General features: G+C 69.6%; 12 protein-coding genes and 2 tRNA genes. 13 read left to right on the forward strand and 1 reads right to left on the reverse strand.

Going from position 1 to position 16,797, the window contains the following annotated elements:
* Window positions 1–77: 77 nt before the first annotated feature.
* From AB0I21_RS21435 to AB0I21_RS21485, 11 genes are all read left to right on the forward strand, one after another.
* Window positions 78–1,010 (forward strand): ABC transporter ATP-binding protein, encoded by a 933-nt coding sequence (locus AB0I21_RS21435; RefSeq protein ID WP_360563491.1) that lies wholly within the window; start codon window positions 78–80, stop codon window positions 1,008–1,010.
* Window positions 1,010–1,777 (forward strand): ABC transporter permease, encoded by a 768-nt coding sequence (locus AB0I21_RS21440; protein ID WP_360563492.1) that lies wholly within the window; start codon window positions 1,010–1,012, stop codon window positions 1,775–1,777. The genes AB0I21_RS21435 and AB0I21_RS21440 overlap by 1 nt, the downstream gene beginning before the upstream one ends.
* On the forward strand, window positions 1,777–2,595 hold the full coding sequence (locus AB0I21_RS21445; protein ID WP_360563494.1) for an ABC transporter permease: 819 nt from the start codon (window positions 1,777–1,779) through the stop codon (window positions 2,593–2,595). Before AB0I21_RS21440 ends, AB0I21_RS21445 begins: the two co-directional genes overlap by 1 nt.
* Window positions 2,596–4,391: 1,796 nt before the next feature.
* On the forward strand, window positions 4,392–5,582 hold the full coding sequence (locus AB0I21_RS21450) for an ROK family transcriptional regulator (RefSeq protein ID WP_344506037.1): 1,191 nt from the start codon (window positions 4,392–4,394) through the stop codon (window positions 5,580–5,582).
* Window positions 5,579–7,144 (forward strand): sugar ABC transporter ATP-binding protein, encoded by a 1,566-nt coding sequence (locus AB0I21_RS21455; protein WP_360563496.1) that lies wholly within the window; start codon window positions 5,579–5,581, stop codon window positions 7,142–7,144. The genes AB0I21_RS21450 and AB0I21_RS21455 overlap by 4 nt, the downstream gene beginning before the upstream one ends.
* Window positions 7,141–8,196, forward strand: coding sequence for an ABC transporter permease (locus AB0I21_RS21460; protein WP_360563498.1), 1,056 nt, complete (start codon window positions 7,141–7,143; stop codon window positions 8,194–8,196). The genes AB0I21_RS21455 and AB0I21_RS21460 overlap by 4 nt, the downstream gene beginning before the upstream one ends.
* Before the next feature lie 161 nt (window positions 8,197–8,357).
* A complete protein-coding gene (locus AB0I21_RS21465; protein WP_360563500.1) occupies window positions 8,358–9,392 on the forward strand; it encodes a substrate-binding domain-containing protein in 1,035 nt (344 codons plus the stop codon).
* Window positions 9,393–9,473: 81 nt separating this feature from the next.
* Complete coding sequence (locus AB0I21_RS21470) at window positions 9,474–10,610, forward strand: Gfo/Idh/MocA family oxidoreductase (protein ID WP_360563635.1); 1,137 nt, start codon at window positions 9,474–9,476, stop codon at window positions 10,608–10,610.
* Window positions 10,607–11,785 carry a xylose isomerase gene (gene xylA, locus AB0I21_RS21475; protein WP_360563502.1) on the forward strand — a complete coding sequence of 393 codons (1,179 nt, stop codon included), beginning with the start codon at window positions 10,607–10,609 and terminating at the stop codon, window positions 11,783–11,785. The genes AB0I21_RS21470 and xylA overlap by 4 nt, the downstream gene beginning before the upstream one ends.
* A gap of 196 nt (window positions 11,786–11,981) precedes the next feature.
* The gene (locus AB0I21_RS21480) at window positions 11,982–13,532 is read left to right on the forward strand and encodes a ThuA domain-containing protein (RefSeq protein WP_360563504.1); all 1,551 of its coding nucleotides are present in this window, start codon (window positions 11,982–11,984) and stop codon (window positions 13,530–13,532) included.
* Window positions 13,533–13,887: 355 nt separating this feature from the next.
* A complete protein-coding gene (locus AB0I21_RS21485; protein ID WP_344506043.1) occupies window positions 13,888–14,895 on the forward strand; it encodes a sugar phosphate isomerase/epimerase family protein in 1,008 nt (335 codons plus the stop codon).
* A gap of 100 nt (window positions 14,896–14,995) precedes the next feature.
* Here the strand turns inward: AB0I21_RS21485 and AB0I21_RS21490 are convergent, their stop codons facing one another.
* On the reverse strand, window positions 14,996–15,343 hold the full coding sequence (locus AB0I21_RS21490; RefSeq protein WP_344506044.1) for a hypothetical protein: 348 nt from the start codon (window positions 15,341–15,343) through the stop codon (window positions 14,996–14,998).
* A 246-nt stretch (window positions 15,344–15,589) separates the two neighbouring features.
* On the opposite strand from AB0I21_RS21490, the gene AB0I21_RS21495 reads away from it, so the two are divergent.
* A tRNA-Asn gene (locus tag AB0I21_RS21495) sits at window positions 15,590–15,662 on the forward strand.
* 92 nt (window positions 15,663–15,754) lie between these two features.
* Window positions 15,755–15,828 (forward strand) — tRNA-Ile (locus AB0I21_RS21500).
* Window positions 15,829–16,797 lie beyond the last annotated feature (969 nt).

Genomic DNA, 16,797 nt, shown 5'->3' on the forward strand with positions numbered 1-16,797 from the left:
AGCACATGGTGCCAACCGGCCGTCGCCGGCAGCAAATCGGACCGATTTTTGTCAGACCCCCGGGTTAGTGTCGCCACGTGGCTGATGACGGAGCGTTGATCGCGGCGACCGGGCTGGTGAAACAGTTCGGTGACTTCACCGCGGTCGACGGGATCGACGTGCGGGTGCGGGCCGGGGAGGCGTTCGGGTTCCTCGGGCCAAACGGGGCGGGCAAGTCCTCCACGATGCGCATGATCGGCTGCGTGTCGCGCCCGACCGGCGGCTCGCTGCGGATCCTGGGCATGGACGCGGCGCGGGACGGTTCGGCGATCCGGGCGCGGCTCGGGGTGTGCCCGCAGCAGGACTCGCTCGACCTCGAGCTGACCGTGCTGGAAAACCTGACGGTGTATGCGCGGTATTTCAACATCCCGCGCCGGGTCGCGCGGGAGCGGGCGATGGAGCTGCTGGAGTTCGTGCAGCTGGCGGACCGCGCCGGCGACAAGGTCGAGCCGCTGTCGGGCGGGATGAAGCGCCGCCTGACGATCGCGCGGGCCCTGGTCAACGAGCCCGAGATCGTGCTGCTCGACGAGCCGACCACCGGCCTCGACCCGCAGGCGCGGCACCTGGTGTGGGAGCGGCTGTTCCGGCTCAAGCAGCGCGGCGTCACGCTGGTGCTCACCACGCACTACATGGACGAGGCGGAGCAGCTGTGCGACCGCCTGGTCGTCATGGACGGCGGCCGGATCGTCGCGGAGGGCTCGCCGCGCGAGCTGATCGAGCGGCACTCGACGCGGGAGGTGCTCGAGGTGCGGTTCGGCAACGAGCCGCTCGACGGGTTGGCCGGCAAGCTGGAGGGCATCGGCGAGCGCACCGAGGTGCTGCCCGACCGCATCCTGGTCTACACCGGCGACGGCGACGCGGCCGCCGCGCAGGTCCACGCACGGGGGCTGACGCCGTCGAGCGTGCTGGTCCGGCGCGGGTCGCTCGAAGACGTGTTCCTGCAGCTCACCGGCCGGACGCTGGTGGACTGATGGCACACCGGACCGCCCTGGCGCTCGAGTATCACCTGGTGTCCTACAAACGCACCTGGCGGGCGAGCGTGTTCAGCTCGTTCGCGCTGCCGGCGATGTTCCTGGTCGCGATGGGGATCACCGTCGGGCACTACATCGACGAGCGGTCGACGTCGATCGGCGTGCCGTACCTGGACTATCTCGGGCCCGGGCTGCTCGCCTCGACCGCCCTGCAGGTCGCGGTCGGCGACTCGACGTGGCCGGTGTTCGGCGGGTTCAACTGGACACGGGTCTACCACGCGATGCGGGCGTCGCCGCTCACGGTGGGTGACATGCTGCGGGGACATCTGGCGTTCGTCACGCTGCGGGTCGCGCTGTCGGGCATCGGGTTCCTGGTGGTGCTGGCGCTGTTCGGCGCGCTGCACTCGTGGTGGGCGCTCACGACCCCGCTGGTCTCCATGCTGCTGGGCGTGGCGTGCGCGGCGCCGTGCTTCGCGTTCGCGGCGCGGACCGAGACCGATGGGGCGTTCGCGGTGCTGTTCCGCGTGGCGGTGGTGCCCATGACGCTCTTCGCCGGCGTGTTCTTCCCCGTGGAGAGCCTGCCCGTGGCTGCTCGGCTGCTGGCGTACGTGTCGCCGCTGTGGCATGGCGTGGAGCTTTCCCGGGCCGCGACGCTCGGCACCACGACCGCCTGGGGGCTGCCCGCCCATGTCGCGGTCCTGGCGGTGTGGTGCGCGGTGGGCTATGTGCTGGCGGTGCGTTCGTTCACCCGGAAGCTGGGCGACTGATGGTCACGACACTGATCTTCCCGCGGGCGATGTCCCGTCTCGACCACCGCGCCTCCGGCGCCCTCTCCGTCACCGTGCGTAACCTCGCGGCGGCCAGGCACGCGGCGTACTGGTGGGTGCTGCTGTCCGGTTTCGTCGAGCCGCTGCTGTACCTGCTGTCGATCGGCGTCGGCGTCGGGCGGCTCGTCGGGGACATCGCGCTGCCCGACGGCCGGCTCGTGACCTATGCGCAGTTCGTCGCGCCGGCGATGCTGGCCGCCTCCGCGATGAACGGGGCGCTCGCGGAGACCACCATGAACTTCTACGGCAAGCTCAAGTTCATGCGCATCTATGATGCGACGCTCGCCACCCCGATCACGCCCATGCAGGTCTCCGTCGGCGAGCTCGTCTGGGCGATGTGCCGCGGCGGCACGTATTCCGCCGTCTTTCTCCTGGTCATGGCGGCGCTGGACCTCACCACGTGGGGGTGGGCGCTGGTGGCCTTACCCGTGACGCTGCTGGTGGGGTTCGCGTTCGGGGCGCTAGGGATGGGACTGTCGACGCTGCTGCGCTCCTGGCAGGACTTCGACTACATCAACGTGACCCAGTTCGGGCTGTTCCTGTTCAGCGGCACGTTCTCCCCACCGTCGGACTTCCCCGCGCCGCTGCAGGTCCTGATCGAGCTGACGCCGCTGTACCACGGCGTCGCCCTGCTCCGGGCGATCACGACGGGCTCGCCGGACTGGACGCTGCTGTGGCATGTGGCATACCTGGCCGCGCTGGCCGCGGTCGGCCTGACGATGGCCAGCCGCCGGATGGGCACCCTGCTGCTGAAGTGAGCGGCCCACGTCGTCCAGCCGGCTGACAGCTCCGCCCTGGTGGGAGCTGCCCGCCGCCGCAGAGACATGGCTGCGGCATCGGGGACTTCGGGCTGTCCGGCTCCACGCAGTTCGGCTTCGGGCGGTGTGGTTGCGGATGGTGTGGCCTTCGGGTGGTGTGGTCTTCGGGTGGTGCGCCCTTCGGGTGGTGCGCCCTTCGGGCGGCGCGGCTCGGGTGGCATGGCCTTCGGGTGGTGCGGCTTCGGGCGGCGCGGCTCGGGCGGTGTGGTTGCGGATGGTGTGGCCTTCGGGCGGCGCGGCTTGGGTGGCATGGCCTTCGGGTGGTGCGGCTCCGGGCGGCGCGGCTTGGGTGGCCTGGTCTTCGGGTGGTGTGGCTTCGGGGGGCCTTCGGGCAGTGTCGCTTGGGTGGTGCGGTTTCAGCCCGGGCTGGGCTGGTGGGGCTGGGCCGCGCTTCGGACTCGGGTCTGCCGCGGGGTTCTGACCGAGCCGCCATGGTGATGTCGATGCGGGACGTTGCGGCGGCCGCGACCGTCGGCATCCGGATGGACCGGCAGCGCTGAGCAGGTCCACGGCCACGACCTTCCTTTGATCAAGCGCTCAAGACCGGCGACCGCGCCGTCGCGATGTGCACCGGACCGCATGATCCAAGGACGGATCTGGCGGTGTGGGCGGCCAGGGTTGTCCTTCGATCAAGCGCCCGGGACCAGTGACGGCGCAGCTGCGGTGTGCGCCGACCAGTTGATCCACAGGATGGATCTGGCGGTGCGGGTGGCCATGACCGCACTTGATCGAGTGCTCGGGATCGGCGACCGCGCTGTTGCGGTGTGCGCTGGACCGGTTGGTCCAAGGACGGGTGTGGTGGTGTGGGTGGCCAGGGTTGTCCTTCGATCGGGTGCTTGGGATCGGTGTGTGCCGGTGTCGGGTGGCTGGCCGTCGCGGTGCTGGCTTGATCCAAGGACGGATCTGGCCGTGCGCGCGGCCAGGGGTGTCCTTGGATCATGTGGTCGAGTCCGGCGATGGGGCTGTTGCCTGGGTCCGGGCCCGTGCGTTCGGTCACGAGGCTGTTGCCTGGTCCAGGGGCGGATCTGGCGGTGCGGGCAGACGCTGTTCGCCCAGGCTGCCACAGGCGTTGATCAATGCCCAGTTTTGCGGCTTTTGTTCACAGGTGATGTGGGATCCGCGGCGGGTTGAGTGATCGAACTGTGGGTGGATCGTGCAACGTCCATCGCGAGGCGGGGGCATGCGGGGTATTGGTCAGCGTCTGTTCGCTGGGTGCGGGTCGGGGCTGACGGGGTCCGTGATCCGGAAGGGTTTGTGCAGCCCGGGGAGTGCAGGGTCTGCCGGAGCATGGGGAGCCCTGGCTACTGCGGATGGCGGCCACCGGATGCGGCGCGCAGGCACCGCTTGGCCTGGCTCGCGTCTCGACGCGGGCAGTGCGCCGCGGAGCGGCGCATTGGGGTGCGGCTGAGCATCCCCGCCGGGACCCGCCGCGCCAGCGGTGGGGCGGAAGTACGGCATCCCCGCCGGGGCCTGCCGCGGCAGCGGTGTGGAATTTACAGCTTGAGCTGGGGAAACGCGGTAACGTTCGGAAGTGGGTCAACTTCCGTTGGATTCAGCAAAAGTTTGGTAACGGGAGATAGAAGACCTAGACGCGGCGCTTCGGAGGGCCTAAAGTCTCGACGCAACACGGGTGTAACGCATGGCACACGACCCGGCAACCGGCACCTCAGCGGAGGTGTGGTGGTGTAGCCGCGTGTCGCGGACGCCTGCCTGCGACCAGATGAGGAGGTGCCATTGTGAACACGGTCAGTGCGGTAGACGGCCCCGTTCAGTCGCGCCTGCTCCGCTTGTTGCGGGACACCGGTGCGTTGTCGCGTGCGGAGCTGGCGGATCGCCTGGAGGTGCCGCGGCCGCGGCTGCTCGCGGACCTGGACGCGCTCGTCGCGACCGGGCTCATCCGCGAGGCGGGCCCGGCGGCGAGCCGGGGTGGTCGCAGGTCGACGCTGGTGGAGCTGAACCCGGATCTGCGGTTCGCCGCGGTGGACCTGGGGGCGAGCTCGATCGACGTCGAGATCACCGATGGGCGGCTGGAGCCGGTCGCGGCGTACGGGGAGCCCGCCGACATCAGGTCGGGACCGAAAGTAATACTGCAACGGGTCAACGAGATTCTGCACAAGTTCCGTGTGGATGGCTCGTTCGAGCGGTTGCACGCCATCGGCATCGGCGTGCCAGGGCCGGTCAGTTTCCGGGACGGCGTTCCGGTCTCGCCACCGATCATGCCCGGCTGGGACAGGTTCCCGGTGCGGGAGGTGCTCGGGCGCGAGTTCAACTGCCCGGTCGTCGTCGACAACGACGTGAACATCATGAGCATCGGCGAGCGCTACGGCGGCGTCGCGCACTCGGTGGACAACCTGCTCTTCCTCAAGGTGGGGACCGGCATCGGGTGCGGCATCTACCTCAACGGTGAGGTGTACCGGGGCACCGACGGGTGCGCCGGCGACATCGGGCACATCCAGGTCGACAGTCACGGGCCGGTGTGCTCGTGCGGCAACGTCGGCTGCCTGGAGGCCTTGTTCGGTGGCGGCGCGCTGGCGCGTGACGCGACGGCGGCGGCCCGCAGCGGTGCCTCACCGGCGCTCGCGGACCGGCTGAACGCCAACGGCATCGTGACCGCCAAGGACGTCGCCGACGGCGCCGCCGAGGGTGACGTCACGTGCATCCGCCTGATCCGTGACGGTGGGCGCCGGGTGGGTGGAGTGCTGGCCGGCCTGGTCAGCTTCATCAACCCGTCGATGATCGTGATCGGCGGCGGTCTCGCCGGCCTCGGTCACATCCTGCTGGCGGAGATTCGTAGCGTCGTCTACCGGCGTTCGCTTCCCCTCGCGACCGGCAATCTGCCGGTCGTCCTGTCCGAGCTCGGCCCCCGCGCCGGCGTTGTTGGCGCCGCGGTCCTGGCCAGCGAACTCGCATATGGACGGCCATCATGACAACAACGGACGACATCGTCCTGAAACTTACCGATGTGGTGAAGACCTTCCCCGGCGTCCGTGCGCTCGACGGGGTCCAGCTGGAGGTGCGGGCCGGGGAGGTGCACTGCCTCCTCGGGCAGAACGGCGCCGGCAAGTCCACGCTGATCAAGGTGCTCTCGGGCGCGCACACCCCGGACTCCGGCGAGATCATGTGGCTGGGTCAGCCGGCCGCGTTCAACAGCCCGCAGACGGCCATGAAGGCCGGCATCGCCACCATCTACCAGGAGCTCGACCTCGTCGACGGCCTCAGCGTCGCCGAGAACATGTACCTCGGTCACGAGCCGCACAGCGCCGGGTTCGTCGCCCGGCGCACCATGCGCAGCGGCGCGGCGGAGATCCTCGCGCGGCTCGGCCACGCGGAGATCCCCGTGGGCCGGGAGGTCGGCAAGCTGCCGGCCGCCGCGAAGCAGATCGTGAGCATGGGCCGGGCGCTGTCCCGCGAGGCGCGGCTGCTCATCATGGACGAGCCGAGCGCCGTGCTCGCCCACGACGAGGTGCAGAACCTGTTCCGCATGGTCCGCGCGCTGACGGCGCAGGGCATCGCGGTCATCTACATCTCCCACCGTATGGAGGAGATCCGCGAGATCGGCGACCGCGTGACGGTGCTCAAGGACGGCCGCACCACGGCGGCCAACCTCGACGCGAAGGCCACGCCGACCCGCGAGCTGGTCAGCAAGATGACCGGCCGCACCATTGAGTACGTCTTTCCGGATAAATCGGATAAGTCGGACAAGCCGGCGGAAGAGCTGCTGCTCAGCGTCGACGGCTTGAGCCTGGAAGGGCGGTTCAGCGACATCTCGCTGAACGTCCACGCGGGGGAGATCGTCGGGATCACCGGCCTGGTCGGCTCCGGGCGGTCGGAGGTGCTGGAGACCATCTTCGGTGCCCGCCGCGCCACCGCCGGCACGGTCGCGATCGGGGGCAAGGTGCTGCGCAAGGGCAGCGTCAACGCCGCCGTGAAGGCCGGCATCGGCATGGCCCCCGAGGAGCGCAAGAGCCAGGCGCTGCTGCTCGGCGAGCCGATCTACCGCAACGTCACCCTCGCCGGGTTCACCCGATTCGCCCGCGCCGGCTTCACCGACGCCGGGCGCGAGCGCTCCGAGGCCCAGAAGATCACCCAGGGCCTCGACCTGCGCCCGAACGACGTCCGGCGCCCCGTGCGCACCCTCTCCGGCGGCAACCAGCAGAAGGTCGTCGTCGGCCGGTGGCTGCTGGGCGGCACCCGGCTGCTCCTGCTCGACGAGCCCACCCGAGGCGTCGACGTCGGCGCCCGCGCCGAGCTCTACCAGGTGATCCGCAGACTCGCCGACGAGGGTGTCGGTGTGCTGCTCGTGTCCAGCGAGGTGCCCGAGGTGCTGGGCCTGTCCGACCGCGTGCTCGTCATGCGTGAGGGACGGCTCGTACGCGAGGCGCCGGCGGACGAACTCGACGAAGACACCGTGCTCGACCTCGTGATGGCCGGCTCACTGCTGGACGGGGCCGATCTGGCGAGCACCGCCCCTGAAGGGACCGCAGCATGAGCACCGCGACCACACCGTCCGCCGACTCCGTGGAGCTGAGCAAAGGCGCGGCGCACACCGCCGGGCAGGGCTGGTTGCAGCGGGACGGTGCCGACTCCGTCAAGCGCAACCTCGCCCTCATCGGGGTCCTGGTGCTGCTGCTGATCATCGGTGCCGTCACCCGTCCCGACATCTTCCTCGACCTCGACCGGCTCTGGTCCAATGAGCTGACCGTGCTGACCCAGGCGTCCAGCATCGGCGTGATCGTGGTCGGCATGACGTTCGTGATGATCAGCGGCGGCATCGACCTGTCGGTCGGCGCGCTGCTGGCCCTCGCCAGCGTCTGGTGCACCACCGTGGCGACCCAGGACATGGGGCCGGCCGCGATGGTCTTCACCGCGCTCGCCGTCGGTGCGGCCGCCGGCCTCGTCAACGGCGGGCTGATCGCCTACGGCAAGCTGGTGCCCTTCATCGCGACGCTCGCCATGATGCTGTCCGCCCGCGGTCTCGCCCAGAACATCTCCGGGTCGCACACCCAGATCACGTCGGACCCGTTCATCAAGAGCCTCGCCGGCGACCGGCTGCTCGGCGTCCCGTACATGGTCATCATCTTCGTGCTGGTCACCGCGCTCGGCTGGGTCCTGCTCAACCGCACCACCTTCGGCCGCCGCACCATCGCGATCGGTGGCAACGCCGAGGCCGCCCGCCTGGCCGGTATCAACGTCCGGTTGCAGACGATGCTGCTGTACGTGCTGTCGGGCCTCTGCTGCGGCATCGCCGCGCTGATGATCGTGTCCCAGACCACCTCCGGCAGCAACACCCACGGCGACCTGTACGAGCTCAACGCCATCGCTGCCGCGATCATCGGCGGCACCGCCCTCACCGGCGGCCGCGGCACCATCGTCGGCTCGCTCCTCGGCGTGCTGATCTTCACCCAGATCACGAACCTGTTCATCGTCAACAACCTGCAGCTGGACGTCCAGCGGATCATCAACGGCGGCATCATCGTCGCCGCGGTCCTCATCCAGCAGTTCCGGGTCGGCTCCTTCCTCCGGACCCGCCTCAACAGATAGGCACTTCGGTCCCACCCCGATAGGGCGCATCGCCACCGAACACCCAGCACCGCCGTCATCGACGGCAGTGTGGATCAACACGCCCAAAATGCAGCAAAACCTACCCGCCCCCCCATCCCACAGACGACCAGGAGGTCGTGATGAGCGCATCCTCGGGTGACATGTCCCGCCGTAAGCTTCTCCTCGGCGGGGCCGCCCTCGGCGCCGGTGCACTGCTCGCCGGTTGCACGTCCAACGACAAGAAGGACGACGACACCGGCACCAACACGAAGGTGAACGCCGCCGCCTCGGAGGCGCCCGGCAAGGCCGTCACCATCGGCTTCTCCGCCCCGGCCGCCGACCACGGCTGGATCGGCGCGATCACCGCGAACGCCAAGGCGCAGGCCGCCAAGTTCTCCGACGTGACCCTGAAGGTCGTCGACGCCGGTAAGGACGCCCCCGCGCAGATCGCCGCGCTGGACACCCTGATCGGCTCGAAGCCCGACGCGATCGTGCTGCTGCCGCAGGACGGCGCGCAGCTCACCGAGATCGGCAAGAAGGCCACCGCGGCCGGCATCATCGTCATCAACCTCGACCGGGAGTTCTCCGACTCGGCCGCCTCGTTCTCGCTGATCAAGGGCGACAACTACGGCATGGGCATCGCCGCCGGCAAGTACATCGGCGAGAAGCTCAAGGGCAAGACCGACGCCGTCATCGGCGAGATCCCGGGCATCGACGAGCTCCAGCTGACCAAGGACCGGTCGAAGGGCTTCGCCGACGCGCTCAAGACCTACGGCCTCACGGTCAAGCACCGGGTCGCGGCGGGCTTCACCGTCGAGTCCGGCCAGAAGGCCGCGGCGAACCTGCTGCAGGCCGCGCCGAAGCTCGACGCCGTGTGGAACCACGACGACGACCAGGGCGTCGGCGTCCTCGCCGCGATCCAGCAGGCGGGCCGCAAGGAGTTCTTCATGGTCGGCGGCGCGGGCTCCCGTGACGCGATGGACCACATCAAGGCCGGCGACTCGGTGCTGACCGCGACGGTCACCTACCCGCCGTCGATGGCGTCCTCGGCGATCATCCTGGCCCGCCTCGCCGCCCAGGGCAAGGGCATGGGCGACCTGGTCGAGCTGCAGGTGCCGAAGCTGATCGTCCTGCAGTCCGAGACGATCACGAAGGACAACGTCGACAAGTACCTGCCGCTCGGCTTCAAGTCCTAGCAGGTCGTCAGGTAGAGCCAACCACCAGAAAGGAAACCGCCAGTGTCCACTCAGGGCAGCAGCGGGGAGCTGCGCGTCGGCATGGTCGGATACGCGTTCATGGGCGCCGCGCACTCACAGGCGTGGCGCACCGTGAACCGGGTCTTCGACCTGCCGGTGCGGGCGACCATGGTCGCCGTCTGCGGCCGCGATGGGGCGAAGGTGGCGGACGCCGCCAGCCGGCTCGGGTGGGCCGAAGCGGTGACCGACTGGCGCGAGCTGATCGCCCGGGACGACATCGACGTCATCGACGTCTGTACCCCGGGCGACAGCCACGCCGAGATCGCCATCGCCGCGCTCGAAGCGGGCAAGCACGTGCTGTGCGAGAAGCCGCTCGCCAACACGGTCGAAGAGGCGCGCGCGATGGTCGCGGCGGCGGCGAAGGCCCGGGCGCTCGGCGTCCGGTCCGCCTGCGGGTTCAACTACCGCCGGGTCCCCGCCGTCTCGTTGATGCGCAACCTCATCGCCGACGGCCGGCTCGGCGCCATCCGGCACGTCAGAGCCGTCTACCTGCAGGACTGGATCACCGATCCCAACTTCCCGCTCGTCTGGCGGCTCCAGAAGGACAAGGCCGGCTCGGGCGCGCTCGGCGACATCGGCGCGCACATCATCGACCTGACCCAGTTCGTCACCGGGCAGCAGATCACCGGCGTCACCGGCATCACCGAGACGTTCATCAAGGAGCGCCCGCTGCCGGAGGCGTCCAGCGGGCTCTCCGCGAGCGCCGGCGCCACGACGGGTGAGGTCACCGTCGACGACGCCGCGGTCTTCGTCGCCCGGCTCTCCGGCGGCGGCCTGGCCACCTACGAGGCGACCCGTTTCGCGACCGGCCGCAAGAACGGGCTCAAGGTCGAGATCAACGGCGAGCTCGGCTCGCTCGTCTTCGACCTGGAGCGGCTCAACGAGCTCGAGTACTACGACGCCACGAAGCCGGCCGCCGAGCAGGGCTTCAGCCGCATCCTGGTGACCGAGGGCGAGCACCCGTACCTCTCCGCCTGGTGGCCGCCGGGCCACATCATCGGCTACGAGCACTCGTTCACCCACGAGATGCGGGACTTCATCGAGGCGGTGGCCACCGGATCGGATCCGACGCCGTCGTTCGAGGACGCGCTGCAGGTACAACTCGTGCTCGACGCCGTGGAGAAGTCCGACGCCTCCTGGGTGAGCGTGCTGGCATGAACGATCCCTACGCCCCCACTCCCGCGGACCGGTTCTCGTTCGGGCTCTGGACGGTGGGCTGGCAGGCCCAGGACGTCTTCGGCTCGGCGTCGCGCGCGGCGCTCGACCCGGTCGAGTCCGTGCACCGGCTCGCGGAGCTGGGGGCGTACGGGGTGAGCTTCCACGACGACGACCTGATCCCGTTCGGTAGCGACGAGACCGTCCGGGACAAGCTGATCGGCCGTTTCCGCGAGGCCCTCGACACCAGCGGCATGGTGGTGTCGATGGCCACCACCAACCTGTTCGGCCACCCGATCTTCAAGGACGGCGCGTTCACCGCCAACGACCGTGCCGTCCGCCGGTTCGCGCTGCAGAAGGTGCTGCGCAACATCGACCTCGCCGCCGAGCTCGGCGCGCCGACCTACGTGCTGTGGGGCGGTCGCGAGGGCGCCGAGTCCGGTGCCGGCAAGCAGATGCGGGCGGCGCTCGACCGGTACCGCGAGGCCATCAACGCCCTGTGCGCGTACATCCGCGAGCGCGGCTACGACATCCGTCTCGCCATCGAACCGAAGCCCAACGAGCCCCGCGGCGACATCCTGCTGCCGACGATCGGCCACGCCCTCGCACTGATCTCGACCCTGGATGAGCCGTCGCGGGTGGGGCTCAACCCCGAGGTGGGGCACGAGGAGATGGCCGGGCTCAACTTCGCCCACGGCATCGCCCAGGCGCTGTGGCACGGCAAGCTCTTCCACGTCGACCTCAACGGCCAGCACGGCCCGCGGTTCGACCAGGACCTGCGGTTCGGCGCCGGCAACCTCCGCGGCGCCTTCTGGACAGTCGACGTGCTGGAGAACAGCTCCGGCTACCCGACGGCCTACGCGGGACCCCGCCACTTCGACTACAAGCCACCACGTACCGAGGACGCCGCGGGGGTGTGGGTCACCGCCGCGGCGTGCATGCGCAACTACCTGATCCTCAAGGACAAGGTCCGTGCGTTCCGTGACGACCCCGAGGTGTCGGCGGCGCTCGCGACGGCCCGTGTCGACGAGCTGTCGGTGCCGACGCTGATGCCGGGGGAGTCGCTCTCGGCGCTGCGGGCCGAGGAGATCGACGTCGAGACGGTGGCCGCCCGCGGGATGGCCTTCGAACGCCTCGACCAGCTCGCCATGGAACACCTCCTGGGGATCAGGGGATGAGCACCGCATAAACGAAGCTTTTCCTCGCCGGCAGCGAGGGCCTTGCCGCGGTTGCGCCCCGCGGCAGGGTAGCCGGCGGGGAAAGGGTCCGTCGGGCCGGCGCGGCACGTGTGCCGCGCCGGCGGACGGGCACAACTGAAGACGACATCATGACGGCGCGACGGCGCGCGCTCACGCCCATCGTGAAGGATCTGTCATGCCCAGAAGCACAGCCCGGAACTGGTTCGCCGCCGCTACGGCGGGCCTGCTCGCCGCGGCCACACTGAACCCGGTGCCCGCCAGCGCCGCCGACGCCCCGTACAAGGTCCTGGTCTTCTCGAAGACCGCGGGCTTCCGCCACTCGTCGATCCCCAACGGCATCGCCGCCGTCCAGTCGCTCGGCTCCACCAACAACTTCACCGTCACCGCCACCGAGGACGCCGCCGCGTTCACCGCCGCCAACCTGGCCCAGTACCAGACGGTCGTCTTCATGTCGACGACCGGGGACGTGCTCAACGACGCCCAGCAGACCGCGTTCGAGGCCTACATCCGTGGCGGCGGCGGGTACGTCGGCGTGCACGCCGCGGCCGACACCGAGTACAGCTGGCCGTTCTACGGCACGCTCGCCGGTGCCTGGTTCGCGTCGCACCCGGCGATCCAGCAGGCGAGCGTGAACGTCGAGGACCGCAGCCACCCGGCCACGGCCCACCTCGGCGCCACCTGGACCCGCACCGACGAGTGGTACAACTACCAGACCAACCCGCGGGCCACGGCGCACGTCCTGGCCTCGCTCAACGAGTCGTCGTACTCGGGTGGATCGATGAGCGGCGACCACCCGATCACCTGGTGCAAGACCATCGACAGCGGCCGGTCGTTCTACACCGGCTTCGGGCACACCGAGGAGAGCTACGCCGACACCAACTTCCGCAACCTGCTGCTCGGAGCCATCCGGTATACGGCGAAGCGCGTCGACGGCAACTGCGCGGCGCCGGTCCAGCCGTCTGGCAGCGTCTACCAGGCCGAGGCGTGGTCGGCGACCGGCGGCGTCCAGGTCGCGAACCACGCGGCCGCCGTCGGCGGCAAGACCGCCGGCTACATCGACAACAACGACTGGATCTCGTTCACCGGCGTGAACCTGTCCAACGTCACCGGCGTCAGCCTGCGCTCGTCGTCGGCCGGCGCGGGCGGTACCGTCGAACTGCGCGCCGGAAGCACCACCGGCACCCTGCTCGGCAGCGCCGCGATCGCCAACACCGGCAGCTGGGAGACCTTCCGCGACGTGTTCACGCCGCTGTCGACCAACGCCAGCACCTCGTTGTTCCTGGTCTTCCGTGGCACCGGCAGCTCCCTGTTCGACCTCGACCAGCTCACCCTGACGCGCTCCGCCACGACCCGCCAGGGCGAGGCGTGGTCGTCGATGAGCGGCCTGCAGGTCGCCGGGCACGCCCCCGCAACCGGTGGGCAGACCGCCGGATTCATCGACAACAACGACTGGGCCGCGTACACCGGACTGTCGCTGGGCACCGCCGCCGGCGTCCGCGTCAAGTGGTCCTCGGCCGGCCCCGGCGGCACGATCGAGCTCCGGGCCGGCTCGGCGACCGGCGCGCTGCTCGGCACGCTCGCGGTCGCCAACACGGGCAGCTGGGACACGTTCCGCACGGCCTCGGTCGCCCTGGTCCCGAACGCGTCGACCACGCTGTGCCTGGTGTTCCGCGGCGGCAGCGGATCGCTCTTCGACGTCGACGAGTTCACGGTGTTCAGCGCCTGAACTTCGGTCGCGGGTCCTCCCGCGACCGGACAGACGGGTGGCGGGGTCGCGACGCCGACCGGCCCCGCTGTCCGGGCCCCGTCCGCTCGGATGCACCACAGCACCTGCACAACGTCCCGGGTGGTGACGCCGACTCCCCCCGTGGCCGGGCAGGTGCGATCCGGGCGGACGGGTCGCCTTTTTTGGCTGTTGTACTGGCATCGCCTGGTTCCTAAACTGGGTGTTGCACCTGGTCGGCCCTTGGACAGGTGCGGGTGGGAGGCGCAACCCACCCGCGCCGCTGGTTGCGTTCATCGGCCTCTTTCAGGTCTCTTCCTCGCGCCCTCATCACCGCCGTTACACCGGAGGAACTCTCATGGCGCGTCCGATCACGCTGTTTACCGGCCAATGGGCCGACCTGCCCTTCGAGGAGGTCTGCCGGCTGGCCTCGGAGTGGGGCTATGACGGCCTCGAGATCGCCTGCTGGGGCGACCACTTCGAGGTCGACAAGGCTCTCTCCGACGAGTCCTACGTGGACCGCAAGCTGGAGACCCTGGCCAAGCACAACCTGAAGGTCTACGCGATCTCCAACCACCTGGTCGGCCAGGCCGTCTGCGACCACCCGATCGACCAGCGGCACCAGGGCATCCTGCCCGCCCGCATCTGGGGCGACGGGTCGCCGGAAGGCGTCCGCCAGCGGGCCGCCGCCGAGATCGCGGACACCGCCCGCGCCGCCCGCAAGCTCGGCGTCGACGTGGTGGTCGGCTTCACCGGCTCGTCCATCTGGCACACCCTGGCCATGTTCCCGCCCGTGCCGCCGCAGATGATCGAGGACGGCTACCAGGACTTCGCCGACCGGTGGAACCCGATCCTCGACGTCTTCGACGAGGTCGGCGTCCGCTTCGCGCACGAGGTGCACCCCAGCGAGATCGCCTACGACTACTGGACCACCAAGCGCACCCTCGAGGCGATCGGCAACCGGCCCGCGTTCGGCCTCAACTGGGACCCGTCGCACTTCGTGTGGCAGGAGCTCGACCCGGTGAACTTCATCTTCGACTTCGCCGACCGGATCTACCACGTCGACTGCAAGGACGCGAAGGTCCGCACCGGCGACGGGCGCCGCGGGCGGCTCGCCTCGCACCTGCCGTGGGCCGACATGCGCCGCGGCTGGGACTTCGTCTCGACCGGCCACGGCGACGTACCGTGGGAGGACTGCTTCCGGGCGCTCAACGCGATCGGCTACAACGGCCCGATCTCCATCGAGTGGGAGGACGCCGGCATGGACCGCCTCATCGGCGCGCCCGAGGCCCTGTCGTTCGTGCGCCGGCTGGCGTTCGACGCCCCGGCGGCCGCCTTCGACGCGGCATTCTCGTCCTCGTCCTGATCCCGCACACACGAAAGGCCGGCCTCGCGGCCGGCCTTTCGTGTGTTTGTCGCTTCTTGTCGCTTCTTTGCTTCTTCCGCTTTTTTTCGCTTTTTTTCGCTTAGTAGCTGGTGCCGCCGCTGGGGGTCGTCTTGGACGGACCCGTGGTCGCCAGCACGTCCCGCTCGATGGCGGGCGTGGTGGTCGTCTCCGAGGAGCCCATCAGCCGCTGTCCGAGATCGCTCTCAGCGAACCGGCTGTTGGCCAGCTTGTCGGTCACCATGGTCTTGCCCTCGCTGTAGAGCCGCGTCGCCTGCTCCTGGACGACCCCGGCGGCTTCCTGCACCGTCGGGCTCTCCTTGATCTTCAGGGCAGTCGCCTTGAGCTCTTCGTACTTCTCCCGACCGGCCCGGGCGCCGAGCACGAAGCCCGCGGCCAGTCCGCCGAGGAACAGTAGCTTGCCGCGCATAGCGACGAACCTCCTTCTGAGCGGCGCCCGGTCATCGTTACGTCTTCAGCGCCGTCCTGGTCCTGGGTTACCCGTCCATCCTCGTTCCGACACATCGATCATGTACCCGTTTGCCGAGATCTGGCACACGATGGGATGGTCTCCGCCGCGCCGCGCACAACCCGCTGGCGCGACCCCGGGGTGCGTGCTGTACTCTTTGCCGGTCGCCCTGATTCACCGGGTTTCCGGAGGGTCTGAGCGCTGCAATCCCGCGTAGCTCAATTGGCAGAGCAGCCGGCTGTTAACCGGCAGGTTATAGGTTCGAGTCCTATCGCGGGAGCTCCAAACGGCCCCTTACCGGGGCCATTTTACTGCCCGGACCCTTTCCGGGCGGCGCCCCGCTTGCGCAGGTCGGTAAGCTTGCCATCGCTCGGGGCGGTAGCTCAGCGGGTTAGAGCAGGGGACTCATAATCCCTCGGTCGCGGGTTCGAGTCCCGCCCGCCCCACCGACCTGGGTGGACCCTGCTCGTGGTCCCTCCGGGACCGCTCGCCAGTGGTCGGCGGGATTCCCCGCGCACGGCTTCGCCGTGCTCCCCATCGGGGGAGCTGCGCTCCACCCGCGCCCCCTCAAACCCGTCTCGGGGTGCTCCTGTCGCGTCGGTGGCTGGGTGTTCTTGTGGTGAGCGGCTGACCTTCGACGCGGACCGACTGGTTCGCATGGTGCATCGTGCGCTCCACGGACCTGGGCTGACCCTGCTTGCGCGGCCCCTTCGGGACCGCGCTCGCCGGGGGTCCGTGGATTCCCCAGGCACGGCTGCGCCGTGCTCCCCGGTGGGGGAGCTGCGCTCCACCCACCCCCCTCAAGACCGTCTCGGGGTGCTCTTGTCGCTGCGGCTGCTGGGCGTGACTGTGGTGAGCGGCTGGCGTTCAACCGTGGTTGTCCGGTTCGCATCGTGCATCGTGCGCTCCATGGACCTGGGCTGACCCTGGACCTGGGCTGACCCTTCGGGACCGCGCTCGCCGGGGGTCCGTGGAATCCCCGCGCACGGCCTCGCCGGGTCTGCCGTCCTGGCGTTCCAGCTCCCATCGCTGTGTGCGTTTCGGCCGGGACTGGCCTGGTCTGCGCGGCGGTGCCCTGCTGCTCGCCCTTGTCCTGTTGTTCTCGCCTCAGCCTAATTCCGGGGTACGACACTTTCTGCGGGATCGGGCAGTCGCCGGGTGTCGTGTGCGCAGGCTGCGGCTGGTGCCTCGCCACGGCTGCCGAGGTGGAGGGGAAGGGGCTCGGCCGGCCCTGTTACCAACCGGTCCATCAACGCTGGGCGCTTGCCGAGGACGCGCTGAGCGACGTGCATGCCATCGTCACCATCGCTCGATCGCTCTGCGGCCGCTCCCTTGACAGCATGGAAGGTTCAGGCCGCTCGTGGAGCCCGGCCGACCCGGATGCTTGCGCTCGGTGTGCGGAGCTGGCCCACGTC

It is taken from the genome of Dactylosporangium sp. NPDC050588 (assembly GCF_040654975.1).
GTDB lineage: Bacteria > Actinomycetota > Actinomycetes > Mycobacteriales > Micromonosporaceae > Dactylosporangium > Dactylosporangium maewongense.